Source organism: Paenibacillus sp. FSL W8-1187 (assembly GCF_037965485.1).
GTDB classification, from domain to species: Bacteria; Bacillota; Bacilli; order Paenibacillales; family Paenibacillaceae; genus Paenibacillus_O; species Paenibacillus_O pasadenensis.
The window spans coordinates 502,303-516,981 of record NZ_CP150181.1; the positions used below are offsets into that span (position 1 = coordinate 502,303).

The window sequence follows — 14,679 nt, forward strand, 5'->3', positions numbered from 1 at the left end:
CGCAGACAAGGAGACGGTCAAGATGACTTTATTCGCGTTCCTGCAGCCGGCGCATCCCGGCCTGTCTCAGCTGGCAGATGAAGTCGAGCAGACGGTCTGGATCAGTCCGCGGACGACGCTGCTGCAAGGCCGGCTGTTCGGCGAGCAGCTGGCTTCGCTCGTCGCTCAGACGGAGAAGGTCGAGCCAGTCTATGCGATCAAGCAGATCGACCGGATCCATCTGCTCGCCCGCAAGGACATCATCTCCGAAGACATCCGCAGCGCCTTCGAATGGCTGCGGATGAACGGCAACGCCGCAGCGCATGACGCGCGGGAAGTGCCGGTCGATCTGGCGCTGACGGCCCATCGCCGGCTGTACGAGCTGGCGGCCTGGTATGTCGAGGCATATGGCTCTCCCGAGCTGGCGGTGCCCGATTACGAGATGCCGCTGCGGACATCGAGTCCTGGCGCGGACATCCGCGCCGATGCCGGTCAAGTCGGGCTGGCGCAAGCGGAGCTCCAGCACCGTCTGGAGGAGGCGCTCCGCAATCAGGTGGCGGACAAGCTGCTGCCGTCGATCGACGAGCGGCTCGGCCAGATGAGCGAGCTGCTGGCGAAGTTCTCGCAGCAGATGAATCAGTGGGCGGAGGAGCGGCCTGCGGTTCAGGACAGGGCCGAGCAGGCAGATGCCCCTTCATCAGAGGCGGGATCGATCGAGACGGCCCTGACGCAGGCAGCGAAGCATGGATTTGAACCGGAGCCGCCGCAGGCTGCGGCATCTCAGGCGGAAGCGTCGCAGCCGGAACCTTCCATCGGGTCTCAAAGCGTCGAGATAGCCCCTTACCTGATCGGCCAAGGACTGACTGTCGTCGACAAGCGCGAGAGCGGCGGCGCTTTATGGATCGTCGGCGGCTGGGAGATCAAGGACGAGTTGCTTGCACTCAAGGAGCAGCGGTTTTATTTCCGCTATGCCAAAGGCGGCAGCCTCTCGACGAAACGCAAGCCCGCCTGGTTCCTGATCGGCAACAACCAGACGGCCAAGCGCTATGTGCAGGTGCCGGCAGGCAGCAAGGCGGTGCGGAGCGGGGCGGTGCAGGTCGAGCTGGACTTCTTTGCAGAAGCGGCACCTGCAGCGACGGCGGAAATCGCAGCACCGGCGCAACCTGCAGCGAGGGTGCAACCTGCAGCAACGGCAAATGCCGCAGCGCCGGCGGCACCCGCAGCAGCTGTACCCGCAGCGCAACCGGCATCTGCCGACTTGCAGCGTTCATCCGCACGGCCGGACGCGCCGGCGCAGGAGGATCCGAAAGTGCTCGTGCCTTCGTACTTGCAGAAGCGTGCCGTAGCGGAGTATCGCCCGAGCCGGATGAGCGAGATCGCGGAAACGCTCGGTGTCGTCACATTCGAGGACTGGACTGAAGAGCGGCTCAAGCAGCTCTATCGGCTGCAGCCGAAGCTGCTGCATGAAGTGCTCGTCCAACTGTGGTTCTACGGCGTTGCTTTCGCGGGCGAGCTGAGCCGGTTCGTCAAGCTGGAGCGGCCGGGCGAGGCGACGTTCGTCCCTGACCTGATGCCCGGCCTCGCGCTGGGCGAGCGGTTCCCGCTCGATATCGCGAGGCAGCTGGAGCGGTTCGGCATCACCGAGACGGGACAGCTCAGCGGGCTTCCGACGTACGGGCTGAAGTGGCTGTTCCGCGACCGCTATGAGGGCGTGGAGTCGGAGCTGTTTGCTTTGGAGGCGCGGCGCGACGAGCCGCTGCCGCAGGAGGAAGACCAGCTGATGCAGGACGAACCCGAAAGCAATACGGCCCGAACGAGCCGCACGCTCTACTTTGCCGATGTGTCCGTCACGATTCCCGCTGAACGGCAGGAGACGCTGCTGGAAGATCTTCCGATCAAAGGCTGCAATGCCCTCATGCGGGGACTGATCCACAATTGTCAGGTGACGAGGCTGGCGGACCTGCCGGAAGATATGGGCAGCCTGCTGCCCTACATCAAAAGCGCTGGTCAAGGCGCGATGCTCAAGTTGATGCATCAGCTGAAGTCGTTCGTCGAGAAGGAAGGCAGCGGCGAAGCGCCAGCGCTCCCTGCCCGATCGAAGCAGGCGCCTCCGGAACCGAAGCTTGCGCCAGACAGAGATCAGCCCGCGGACATATCCAGGCGGCTGATTTGGCAGCAGATTGTTCTGGACCTGAGCGATGAGGATCTTCAGTTGCCGATACGCCCCACTGAATTCCCCTCCGGGAACCGTGTGCCCGTGCGGCTGGCGAGACGCGGCATCACTCGAGTCGGCGAGCTGCCGACCGTATTGGCTTCGCTCATCAAGGGAACGGGCATCGGGCAGATCTCAATGGAAGCTTTTGTGGTACGGCTGGTGGAGCTGCTGGAGGAAGCGAGAGCCCTGCGCGAGACGGCGGCGACGCTCGAGGCGATGAGTCCGGGCGAGCGGATCGGCTTTCGGCTGCGGCATGCTTCGGCCAAGCTCGCTCCGAAGCTGAGCGACGAGGCGATCCGATCGAGCCGCAACCTGCAGATGGTGCGGATCCGCTGGCAGGAACGCGCGGAAGGCCGCCGCGCGACGCTGGAATGGCTTGGCCAGCAGTTCGGCTTGACGCGGGAGCGAGTGAGGCAGGTCATCCGCAAGACGCTGCGCGAGTTCCATGGCGACCTGCTGGATCTGGAGCAGGAGCTTGAAAAAGCCTGCGCGCAGCAACAAGGATTTTTCTGTTTTCCGTTGCAAGCGAATTTTATCCATGGCATCATCGAGCAGGCGCTGGAGGAATACGAAGGCCTGTTTTATCTGGAGCGGTACGGGTGGTGGACGACGGTTCCGCTGGAAGAAGTGGAAACCAAGGAAGCGCAACTGCGCAAACGGCTGAAAGAACCTCTGGGCGGCCGGCTGTGGACGGAGGAACAGCTCCGCAAGCAGGTCAAGCCGCTGGCGGACGAGCTCGGATTCCCTCTCGGCCTCGTTCTGGAGATGGCGCGGACGGGGATGTCTCGAACGCTCGATGGAGCCAGCTTCCTCTCGTCTTCCACGAAGGCGGATATCGCCGAGATGGTGCTCCGTCAGTTTCCGCAAGGCGTCGAGGTATACAAGCGGGCCGAAGAACTGATGGAGATCGGCAATCGAATCCGGCCGGGCGAATTTGAAAAGGAGCGCGAGCTCACGGCCGTGTTCAGCCGGGAAGAGTTCAGCGACACGGCTTATTTATGGGGCAGAGGCGTCTACATTCACCGCGACAAGGTCCAGATAGACGAAGCGCTGGTCAGGGGAATTTCGGATCATGCGCTGCAGCTTCTTGAAAAGCGCAGTCCGATTTCCGTCCACCGCCTGTTCGGATCGTATCGGGAACGGCTGCAAGACAACGGCATCCCGACGGAATATGCGCTCTATACGATGCTGCGCAAGCTCGGCTCGGACCAGCTTGCGCCGAACAAGTTCCCTCATATCTGGCATGTGGACGACGGCGGGCTGCAACTGAGCAACGCGGAGCAGATCAAGATGTTCATCCGCGAGCAGTACGAGCCCCTTCCGGTGGAGCGGCTGCGGGAGGAGTTCGTGCAGAAACGGGGATGGAAGAGATTCACTCTGGAATTCTCCATCTCCAAAGATCCGGACTTTGTCAGCGCGGACTACGGAATCGTCGGATTGCGGGAGTTCTACCCTTTTGCTCCCGAGGATTTTCACGGCGTGCTCGATCGCTTGTGGGCGATGCTGCAGGAAACGGACATTTTGCATGTCAGCCGCCTTTATGAGCTGGAGAGAAGCCGCATGCAAGCGATGGGGATTGGCTCGTCCTATCTTCTTTATGACTTGCTGACGGGGCTGGATGATGAGCGATTCCGCATGTTCCGCTATCCTCTCATCACCTTGTCGAGCCATCCGGCGGAGGGGATGACGCTGCTCGCGATGGTCGAGCAGTACATGGAGGATCAGGAAGCCCAGGTGCCTCGCGAGGAAGTGTACGAATGGGTGACGGATGATGTGGGCGCCAGCGCGGCGACGCTCGACAACGCCTTGGCATCGAGCAAAAATATTTTCTACTACCGCGCCGGTCAGTTCGGCGAATACATTCATCGGATAAGGCTTGGTTGGACGGCCGAGCGGGAGCAGGAGCTGGTCCGCGATGTGGAGCGTGCGTTGGAGAGCAAGGAGCGCGGCGGCCGTCCCTACGCGACGATTGGGGAGCTGATGCGGGAGCTGCCCCTGGGCGAGCTGGGAGCCGGCCTGCCCTGGACGGAGGATCTGCTGTCCGACTGCTTGCACAAAAGCGAATCGTTCCTGCTGGTCGGCTCTTATGATCATATCGTTGTCAGGCGGGGCCATCCCCGGATCGCCGGCGAGACGGATTGGCTGGCGATGCTCCTGGAGACGGAGTTCGGCGGAAAGGTGGATGCGGCAGCATTCCAGCACAGGCTTGCGGAACTGAAGTATTCCAAGGAAGGTCGCTTCATGTACGAGACGGCCATGAAGCTGGAGCGAAACGAAGCGCCGTTTGTCGTCGAGGATGGGATGGTTTATTCCAGACAACAAGACCGCTCCTGATGGAGCGGTCTTGTTTGTTGAATGAGAGGAGCTTCAGGCCACGTTTCCGTCGCCCCTCCTCGTTACAGATGTTCAGGAAATTTCAAGCTGATCCGACCGAAACGTACGGCAAGCTCGTACAAGCCGTAGAGCGGGCCTTCGGAGAGGCTTTCCTCCGGATGCGCCGTCCGCAACAAGTGGAACTGCCTCCAAAGGAGCGGCAAGACGGTCTCAGGCCCTCTTACGCCCAGCAGAAGGCAGACGCAGGAGCGGACATAAGGGGAAGATGCGCTTAGGGCCAGTTCTTCCAGCTGAGGAAGCGGGAATCCAGTCGTCTTGTTTAGAAACCGGATTCCTTGCTCGATCAGCGCATCCTGATCCGATTCGCTCAGCTTGCTGAGCAGAGCCGGGATAACGACCGCTTCATGCGGCAGGAGCTTTCGGAGAAGATAGGGATGGTTGGAATTTGTAATGCGGCCTTCTTCAAGCAGATCGAGCAGCTTCAACGGATCCGGCTCGGAGCGGATAAGCTCTGCTTCATCCGGCCGGATTCTCCCGGCTATCTGCATGGCCAGCTGCTCCAACGTGGGAGTGGCTAGGCTGGAGTGAAGAAGCATTGCGCTCGAGAGCTGTCGGAACGGATGGAAGTGAAAAAATCCGTCATTTAGCCTCGGGACATCCATGTCTTCGAACAGCCGCTTCCGCTCCTCCTCTGTTCGGGGCAGGCAGCAGCTCTTGAATTTCTTTCCGCTCCCGCATAGGCAGCGATCATTTCTTCCGACGGGCAAAGCCTGTCTTGCATTCGTCATTCAATCTCTCTCCTTTTCATTCCGCGAAAGCAGCGTCGCGATGAACCGCTCCGCGCTCTTGGACAGGTACCGGTCCTTGCGCCAGACGATGCCGACCTCGGAGTGGAAGCGCTCGCCGCCGAGCTCGCGCAGCTCGATGCCGGACATCTGGAACGAGGCCAGCACGGAGCGCGGCAGCACGGTCGCCCCGATGCCCTCGGAGACGAGCGCGAGGATGACGGCGACGCTGGAGCATTCGCACAGGATATGCGGCTCGCAGCCGGCCAGCCGGAACTGCTGGAGCAGCTTCTCGTGCATGGCGGTCGTGCGCTCGGTCTTGAGCGTGAGGAAAGGATGCTCCGCCAGCTCGCCGAGCGAGATCGGCCCCCCTCTCTCGGGCGCCCAGCCCGCAGGCAGGATGGCGGCGAAAGGGTCCGAAGGCAGCGGAGCGATCTTGTAGGCCGACGGCTCCGAGTCGAACTCGAACGGCAGGCGCGTCACGATCAGCTCGATCTCGCCCGCGTCCAGCTCCTGGCCGAGCGAGAAATGATCCCCTTCATGCACCTTGAACGTCACGTCGGGATACTGGCGGTGGAACTTGCGGATCGGATCCGGCAGCAGCGAGATGCACGAGACGACCGCCCCGACGGACAGCACGCCGCGGATGCCCTCGCCCTGCTCCCGCACCTCCTGCAGCGTGTCGGAAAACTCGCGCATGAGCCGCTCCGCGCGCTCGAGCAGCAGCTTGCCGGCGGCGGTCAGCCGCAGGCTGCGTCCCGTGCGGTCGAACAGCACGACGCCGAGCTCCTCCTCCATCTGCCGCAGCTGGCGGCTGAGCGGCGGCTGCTCCATGTGCAGCGCGCGCGCCGCGCGCGTAATCTGGCCTTCGCGGGCGATCGTCACGAAGTAATTCAGCTGGCGCATATCCATACGGAAGACTCCTTTCGGCAACAATGGAAAAGCCTGGCGGCTGCGGGCGATTGTCCGGAATGCCATACCCGGAAGGTATGGAGAACTGAATGAAACCGATCCTTTCACTATAGGGGATCAAGTGGTAGGATGACTAGTAGAAGAATGCTCGGACGCCGCACGAGGCGGACGACGGAAGGAAGGATCGCAGATGGCTTACGAGTTCAAGATCGAGCGCACCAAGGAGCCGAAGGCCAAGGAGTCGCTTCAAGGCTCCGTATTCGGCACCCGCTTCACGGATCATATGTTCATCCTGGATTACGACAAGGGGCAGGGCTGGCATGACGGCCGCATCGTGCCTTACCAGCCGATCACGCTGGATCCGGCCGCCAAGGTGTTCCACTACGGCCAGACGATCTTCGAGGGGCTCAAGGCGTACCTGACCGAGGACGGCCGCGTGCTGCTGTTCCGTCCGCGGAGCAACATCAAGCGCATGAACCTGTCCAACGCGCGCATGAGCATCCCGGCGATCGACGAGGAGCTGTTCCTCGAGGCGCTGCGCCAGCTGCTCGTCGTCGAGCGCGACTGGGTGCCGTCCGAGGAAGGCACGTCGCTGTACGTCCGTCCGTTCGTCATCGCGACGCAGGCGACGCTGGGCGTGGCTCCTTCCCACCAGTACAAGTTCATGATCATCCTGTCCCCGGTCGGCGCGTATTACTCCGAGGGCGTCAATCCGGTCTCCATCTACGTCGAGTCCGGCTACGTGCGCGCGGTGCCGGGCGGCGTCGGCGAGGCCAAGACGGCGGGCAACTATGCGGCCGGCCTGCAGGCGCAGGAGGAAGCGACGGCCAAGGGCTACTCGCAGGTGCTGTGGCTGGACGGCGTGCACCGCAAGTACATCGAAGAGGTCGGCAGCATGAACGTGTTCTTCGTGCTCGGCGACAAGGTCGTTACGCCCGCGCTGAACGGCAGCATCCTGCACGGCATCACGCGCGACTCGGTCATCACGATGCTCCGCCACTGGGGCTACGAGGTCGAGGAGCGCCAGCTGTCCATGCAGGAGGTCGCCGACGCGCATCGGGCCGGCACGCTCGTCGAGGCGTTCGGCACGGGCACGGCGGCGGTCATCTCGCCGATCGGCGAGCTGTACTGGCAGGGCGAGGCGATGAAGGTGAACGAGGGTCGCACAGGCGACCTGTCGCAGCGGCTGTACGACGAGCTCACCGGCCTGCAGCGCGGCGAGAAGGAAGACCCGTTCGGCTGGACGGTCGAGCTGCAGGGCTGACGGATCGGCGGACGGCGGAATGACGAATCGACGGAACGCTGGATCGGCGGAATGACGGTCGACGGACCGTAATGCATGCGCGCGTAGAGGGGCGGCTTCCCGCAAGGGGAGCCGTCTTTTTGTCGTTCGCGGAGGTGGCGATCGCCGCCCGCGGAGCCGGTCGCGCCGCTGCGGCCGCCTGTCCGGAGGCGTCGCTGAGGGCCGGAGCCGGTCGCGCCGCCGCAGGCGCCTGTCCGGAGGCGTCGCTAGGGGTTTGAGCCGTCGCACCGCTTCGGGCGCCTGGCCGAAGGCGTCGCTGGGGGCTGGAGACGTCGCGCTGCGGGCGCCTGGCCGGTGGCGCCGCCGCAATCGCCTGAACGGTAGCGCCGCTGGGGGCACCTGCTCAGATGATGGGCGGCCTCTTGCAGGGGGGCGTCTGTTTGTTGGTTGCCAAGCCGAGGTTTTTCTTTCGCAGCGCAGTGAGTCTAGCCTCGGATGTGCCGCATCCAGGGCTGCCTGCGAATGCTAATGATACTCAGAGACGCTATTTGCTGATTTTCGAGCCTTTTTGTCAGCTAACGATACTGGCGAGCGCTATTCGAGTCCAGAACGATGATTTTGGCCGATTTTAGTCGAATAGCGCGCCTCAGTATCGTTAGAATTTCCAGCTGTTCGTTTTGGGCAAAATAGCGCTTCTCCGTATCGTTAGCGGCACGGCTGACGAGCAGGCGAGGCGGACGAGGCAGCAGGCGGCTGGAGGGATGGCATGAGGAACGAGACGAGCGACGAATGGAACCAAAAGCTTGGTGGGCGAGACCGGTGAAATGGACGAAGGAACGAGTTGAGCGAGGGGCAGGTGGACGAATGAACGAATTGAACGAGATGGACGAGATGGACGGAGCGTGCGAATGACGAATGAACGAGTTGGACGAGGCGGGCGAATGGACGAATGAACGGGATGGACGGGATGGACGGAGCGGGCAAGGTGGACAGATGAACGAGATCAGTGGGGCGGGCGAGGTGGACGATTGGACGAGATGAACGAGGCTGGAGCGACGAGGCGAGGCGGGTGTGAGAAAAGAGATGGCAAGACGGACGTTCGGCAGCAAGGAGTACATTCGGAGGGACGTTTCAACAGCGCAGGAATAAAGTCGGCGGCGATCTGAACTCCCGTCACCTTACCTGAAATATGGGGATATAATCCAACATTGGATTCCTCTATAGTAAGTAGCATCTCATTATGAAAGCGTTAACATCAGAAGGGGGCATTGGAATGAGAAAAGGGAAAGCGGCCGCTGCAGCGCTGTGCGCGCTGCTCGTGGCTGCAGGAGCGATGCCGGCCTATGGAGCGCCGGCCGGCGGAGGACAAGCTGCGCCAAGCAGCGGCCAGGCTGCGCAGACGATCGGGGCGGCAGCTGCGAATGGAGCTGCAGCACGAGAAGCGCAAGGCGCGAACGCGGCCTCGATGGCCCCAGCGGCGGCACTGGCAGCGACCGGATCTGTACCGGCGGCCGAATCGACAGCCGGAGCTGCTCCGTCAGCCTCGTCAGCCCCAGCAGCGGCCGGCCGATGGTCGGATGCGGTCATGGCGAAATGGGCGCAGCTCGGACTGGCGGCGGGCGATCCGGACGGCGCGGCGCGTCCGCAGGCGGCCGTGACGCGCGCCGAGCTGGCGCAGCTGATGGTCCGCCTGTTCGGCCTGCCGACGCCTGAACGGGCGTCGGCGGCCTTCGCCGACGTGAAGCCGGGCGCCTGGCACGCGGGAGCGATCGAGGCGCTGCGCGCCGCGGGCCTGGCCAGCGGCTATCCGGACGGCAGCTTCCGTCCTTCGTCTGCCGTCACGCGGCAGGAGGCCGCCGTGCTGGCCGCCAAGCTGTTCCGACTGGCGGATGCGGGCCCGACGGCGAACAAGCTCGGCGCGTTCTCCGATGGAGCCAAGGCTGCGGCTTATGCGCGGCCGGCGCTGGAGGCGCTGCTCGCCGGCGGCTACCTGTCGGGCTACGGCGACGGCAGCCTGAAGCCGGGCGCGCCGGTGACGAGGGAGGAGGCGATCGCTTTGCTGGACCGATTGTCGGGCGACATCGTCGCCGCGCCGGGCACGCATGCCAAGGCGGAGGCCGGCAATCTCGTCGTCAAGACGGGCGGCGTCGTCGTGCAGGGCACGGAAGTGGCGGGCGACCTGTACCTGGGGCCGGGCATCGGCGAAGGCGACGTGACGCTGAAGGGCGTCCGCGTCAAGGGCCGCATCCTCGTGCAGGGCGGCGGCGCCAGCAGCATCCATCTGGAGGACAGCACGGCGGGCGAAGTCGTCGTGGACAAGCCGTCCGGACCGGTGCGGATCGTGCTCGAGGGCTCCAGCGAGGTCGGCCGTCTGCAGGCGCGAAGCCGCGCCACGATCGAGATCGGGCCGCAGGCCGAGGTCGGCGAGATGGAGGTCGGGCAAGGCGGAGCGGGCTCCGAGCTGTCGATCCGGGGCAGCGCAGGGCGCGTCACGGCTGCGGGAACCGGCGTGACGCTGAACGGCGAGCCGCTGCCGGCGGGCGAGAGCCGTACGGTCGCTTCCGGCGCCGTGAGCGGCGGCAAGGCCGCGAGCCCTTCGCCGAGCCTTTCGCCAACGCCAAGCGCCGCGCCGCCGATCGTTTGGCCGACGCAGGCACCGACCGCAACGCCAACGCCGACGTCGTCCGCGTCTCCGACGCCGACCCCAACGCCTGCGCCAACCCCAACGCCTACGCCGACCCCAACGCCTACGCCGACGCCGGCTCCGACTTCGACGCCGACGGAAAGCGACTGGACGCTGACCTGGTCGGATGAGTTCGACGGCAATGCGGCGCAGCCGGATACGAACGGCGTCGACCTCAGCAAGTGGGGCTACCAGCTCGGCAACGGCGCGGAGTACGGCGTCGACGGCTGGGGCAACAACGAGCAGCAGTTCTATCGCAAGGAGAACATCAAGGTCGAGGACGGCAAGCTCGTCATCGAGGCGCGCAAGGAGAGCGTCGGCGGCAAGCCGTACACGTCCGGCCGGATGTGGACGTCGCCGACGTTCAGCCAGACGTACGGCAAGTTCGAGGCGCGCATGAAGCTGCCGGCCGGGGAGGGACTGTGGCCGGCCTTCTGGATGATGCCGCAGGACAGCGTCTACGGCGTCTGGGCGTCCTCCGGCGAGATCGACATCATGGAGGCGCGCGGCCGGCTGCTCGGCGAGGTGGGCGGCACGCTCCACCACGGCAAGACCTGGCCGGACAACCGCTACACCGGCAAGGAGTACCATTTCCCCGAAGGCGAGGACATCACCGGATTCCACACGTACGGCGTGGAGTGGGAGCCCGGCGAGATCCGCTGGTACGTGGACGGCAAGCTGTACCAGACGCAGAACGAGTGGAGCAGCCAAGGCGTCGGGCAGCCGGACAAGTACGCGTTCCCGGCGCCGTTCGACCAGCCGTTCCACCTCATCGTCAACCTGGCGGTCGGCGGCAACTACGACGGCGGCCGGACGCCCCAGGACTCCGACCTTCCGGGCCGCGTCGAGGTCGACTACGTCCGCGCGTACGAGCTGACGGGCCGCGACTACCGCACGCCGCAGGAGCCGAGCGGGGTCAAGGAGCCGATCCCGGCAGACGCCAAGCAGCCGGTGGACGGAAGCTGGATCCATGACCGGGAATTCGCGCGCGGCCTGACCGACGTCGCGGCTCCGGGGGCGGCGCTCGATCCGCTTTACTGGAACTTCCTGCACACCGGCGAATTCGGCGGGGCCGGCACGGCCAAGATCGAGACGGTCGGCGGCACGCCGATGGCCCGCATCACGGCGACGGACGGCGGCCAGCAGAACTATTCGCTGCAGCTGATCCAGCACGCGACGCTCGTCAAGGGCCGCAACTACAGGCTGGCCTTCGACGCCAAAGCCTCGGCTCCGCGCGCGATCGCCGTCAAGCTGGGCGGCGACGCCGACAACGGCTGGGCCGCTTACACGGACCAGTTCGCGCCGCAGCTCGGCACGGAGGTCAAGCCGTTCGAATACCGCTTCGCGATGGGCAACGCGACCGACTCCACGGCGCGGCTCGAGTTCAACGTCGGCCTCGCGGCCGGCGACGTCTGGATCGGCAATGTCCGCCTGGAGGAGGTCGAGCAGCTGCGCGACCCGCTGGCGGCCAAGGAGCCGCTCGAGAACGGCAACCATATCTACAACGGCAGCTTCGAGCTGGGCAAGATGGACCGGCTGACCTACTGGACGCTGGATGCGGCGCCGACCGCCGGCGCGTCCGCATCGGTCGATCCGTCCGCCCGCGAGGTCCGGCTGACGACCGCAGCGGCAGGCGCGCCGCAGGACGCGGCGCTGCGCCAGGACGGCTTGCAGCTGCTGCAAAGCGACGACTATGAGCTGACGTTCCGCGCCCGGGCTTCCACGGCGGGGCGGACGGTCGGCGTGCAGCTCGGCAGCCAGGGCGGCAGCCGGACGTACGCCTCGCAGGAGATGGCGGCCGGGACGGCGATGGCCGAGCATAAGCTCGCCTTCACGATGCCGGCGGGCGAAAGCGATCCGCTGGGACGACTGTCCTTCCTGTTCGGAGGCGCCGCGGGCGAAATCGTACTGGACGAGGTTCGCCTGCTCCGCCTGTCGGACCGCAACGTCGACTACTCCGGCGTGGATCTGTTCCCGCTGCAGAACGGCGATTTCAGCGGCGGCCTGGCTTCGTGGGAGCCGTTCGTCCAAGGAGCCGGAGCGACCTTCGCGGCGGATGGCGGCGCGGCACGCATCGACATCTCGAATGCCGGGAGCGAGAGCTGGAACGTCATGCTGAACCAAGGCAGCCTGAGCCTCAAGAAAGGCTTCGCCTACAAGCTGGAGTTCGACGCCAAGGCGAGCGAGGCGCGGCCGCTGCAGGCGACGCTGGAGAACGCCTCCTACGCGCGGCGCTTCGACTCCGGAGAGAAGGCGCTGACCGGCGACTGGCAGCGCTTCGCCTACACGTTCCGGCCGACCGCCGACGAGACGCTCGCGCTCAAGTTCCTGCTCGGCAGGCTGCCCGGCACGCCGGCGGGAAGCCATCAGGTCTGGATCGGCAACGTCGTGCTGGAGGTCGCCGACGCTCCGTTCAAGCGGCCGGTGCGGCTGAACGAGGACCTGGACGGCAACTATGCCGGCTCGGAGCTGCAGCTGACGTTCGCCGACGATGCCGACTGGCGGGCGGCGGTCCGCTCGGTGGCGGCGGACGGAAGGACGCTGGCGCCGGACGCCTACGTCCTGGAGCCGGGCGTGCTGCGGCTGCTGCCGGCAGCCGGGCTTTCGGCCGGCACGGCGACGGTGACGGTGCAGGCGGAAGGCTATGCCGACGCCTCCGTCCGGCAGCCGGTCATGGAGGCGGACGGCAATCTGCTCGCGAACGGCTCGTTCGCAAGCGGCGAGGCCGGCTGGACGTACTGGAAAGGCGAAGGCGGAGATTCCGCCTTCGCCGTGGAGGACGGGGCGGCGAAGATCGACATTTTCTACCACGGGGGCATCCATCCGCAGTGGAACGTGCCGGTGAGCTGGTCGAGCCAGCTCATCCAAGGCGGCCTCAAGCTCAAAGGCGGGGTCAGCTACGAGCTGACGTTCCGCGCATGGAGCGACGCCGACCGTCCGATCGAGCTTGAATGGACGGGCGCGGCCGGCGTCGGCAAGTCGGCGGTCCGCCTGACGGGAGACAGCGCGCGCGTGCACCGCGTCGTCGTCACGCCCGCGGCAGACGGCACGGTAGAGCTCAAGTTCCTGCTCGGCAACGTCGTCGACGGCGCGGCCGCGACGCCGGACGCTCCGCATGCGATCCGCATCGACGACGTCGCCGTGCGCGAGCTGCTGCCTTAGGCAGAGCAAAGCCGGTCCGGCTGCAGCCGAATGGACGGGTGGCGGGAATGGGACGGACTCCGAGCTTCATATCCTTTTCAGTAGGCATCACGCAGGGGGAAGGATGGGGAACATGACCGTCTCGTACATGGACTATACGGATCCCGATCTCAAGTTCTCGTTCGACATGAAGAAGAGCACGGCGTTCAAGACGAACGCGAGCAACTACATCAACATCCTCGGCTACAAGCAGCTGCCGACGCTCGGCTCGGCCTCGCTGCTGGACATCTTCCTGAGCCGGGGGCATTATGTCGAGCCGCACTATCATCAGAACGCCTCGGAGCTCGTCTATCTGATCTCGGGCAGCGCGACCGTCAGCATGATCAATCCGTTCACGAACAAGCTCATCTCCATCCCGATCGTGCCGCAGGAGGTCGTCATCGTGCCGCAGGGCTGGTGGCACTTCGAGGAGGCGACTTCGGACGACACGCATATTCTGGCGATCTTCGACGCGCCGACGCCGCAGGTCATCCTCGGCTCCGACATCCTGCGGCTGACGCCGGCCAAGGCGATCGCCCAGACGTACTGCCTCGACGAGGCGAAATGGAAGGAAGCGATCGCGCCGATCAAGCAGACCGTCGCGATCGGTCCGCTCGACAGCTGCAAGCAGGCGCGCGAGAGCGGGGAGGAAGGGCAGGCTGCGGAGGCGCGGGCTCAAGGAGCTCGAGGGCCGCAGGGAGCGGGGGAGACGCGAGCTCAAGGAGCTCAAGGCCCGCAGGGGGCGAGGGAGACGCGAGCTCAAGGAGCTCGAGGGCCGCAGGGAGCGGAGGAGCTGGAGGACGCGCCGACGGTCGGCGCGATCTCCGCCTACCGGACCGCGCCTTCCTGGGCCGGCACCGGCGTGTCGGGCCAGCCGGCCTATGTGTACGGCCAGTCGCCTTTCCAGGCGCAGCCGCCGTACGGCCAGCCCTACGCGCAGGCCGGCCAGCCGTATGCGGCCGGCTACGCGGCTCATCAGGCGGCCGCCGCCCGGGCGTATGCGCCGCAGGCGGCCTACTACGCCGGCTACGGGCAGCCGCAGCAGGGCTGGGCGGCCTACGCGCCGCAGGGCTACGGAGCGTCCGCGGCGTACGCGCAGCGGAGCTACGGCTCGCCAGCGGCGTATGCGCCGCAGCAGGCGCCCGGCGGCGGCTGGCGCTGAGCGCCAGCGGCGGCCTCGCCTGCCGCTGAGGCGAGCCGGCCTCGCCGCCGCCAGGGCAGCGCCGATGCAGGAGCCGCTCGCAGGCGTCTGCGAGCGGCTTCAAGCTTGTCGCCAAGCCGGTCCCTCAGGGGCAATGCCATCAAGATCAGCTTGACTTGATGGCATTGCCCTCGGGGGCCGGCTTTT

General features: G+C 65.4%; 7 protein-coding genes. 5 read left to right on the forward strand and 2 right to left on the reverse strand.

Translation table 11 applies throughout. From position 1 onward, the window contains the following. The first annotated feature begins 22 nt into the window (after nucleotides 1-22). Nucleotides 23-4,528, forward strand: a complete 4,506-nt coding sequence (locus NYE40_RS02275; protein WP_101808423.1) for a hypothetical protein — start codon at nucleotides 23-25, stop codon at nucleotides 4,526-4,528. 62 nt (nucleotides 4,529-4,590) lie between these two features. Here the strand turns inward: NYE40_RS02275 and NYE40_RS02280 are convergent, their stop codons facing one another. Next, on the reverse strand, nucleotides 4,591-5,316 hold the full coding sequence (locus NYE40_RS02280) for an SEC-C domain-containing protein (RefSeq protein ID WP_101808424.1): 726 nt from the start codon (nucleotides 5,314-5,316) through the stop codon (nucleotides 4,591-4,593). Next, the gene (locus tag NYE40_RS02285) at nucleotides 5,317-6,225 is read right to left on the reverse strand and encodes a LysR family transcriptional regulator (protein WP_101808425.1); all 909 of its coding nucleotides are present in this window, start codon (nucleotides 6,223-6,225) and stop codon (nucleotides 5,317-5,319) included. A gap of 190 nt (nucleotides 6,226-6,415) precedes the next feature. On the opposite strand from NYE40_RS02285, the gene NYE40_RS02290 reads away from it, so the two are divergent. From NYE40_RS02290 to NYE40_RS02305, 4 genes are all read left to right on the forward strand, one after another. Further along, nucleotides 6,416-7,489 (forward strand): branched-chain amino acid aminotransferase, encoded by a 1,074-nt coding sequence (locus NYE40_RS02290; RefSeq protein ID WP_339279231.1) that lies wholly within the window; start codon nucleotides 6,416-6,418, stop codon nucleotides 7,487-7,489. A gap of 894 nt (nucleotides 7,490-8,383) precedes the next feature. Further along, a complete protein-coding gene (locus NYE40_RS02295) occupies nucleotides 8,384-8,509 on the forward strand; it encodes a hypothetical protein (RefSeq protein ID WP_267238402.1) in 126 nt (41 codons plus the stop codon). A gap of 232 nt (nucleotides 8,510-8,741) precedes the next feature. Beyond that, nucleotides 8,742-13,313, forward strand: coding sequence for a carbohydrate binding domain-containing protein (locus NYE40_RS02300; protein ID WP_339279232.1), 4,572 nt, complete (start codon nucleotides 8,742-8,744; stop codon nucleotides 13,311-13,313). A 112-nt stretch (nucleotides 13,314-13,425) separates the two neighbouring features. Further along, nucleotides 13,426-14,493, forward strand: a complete 1,068-nt coding sequence (locus tag NYE40_RS02305; RefSeq protein WP_084137381.1) for a cupin domain-containing protein — start codon at nucleotides 13,426-13,428, stop codon at nucleotides 14,491-14,493. Nucleotides 14,494-14,679 lie beyond the last annotated feature (186 nt).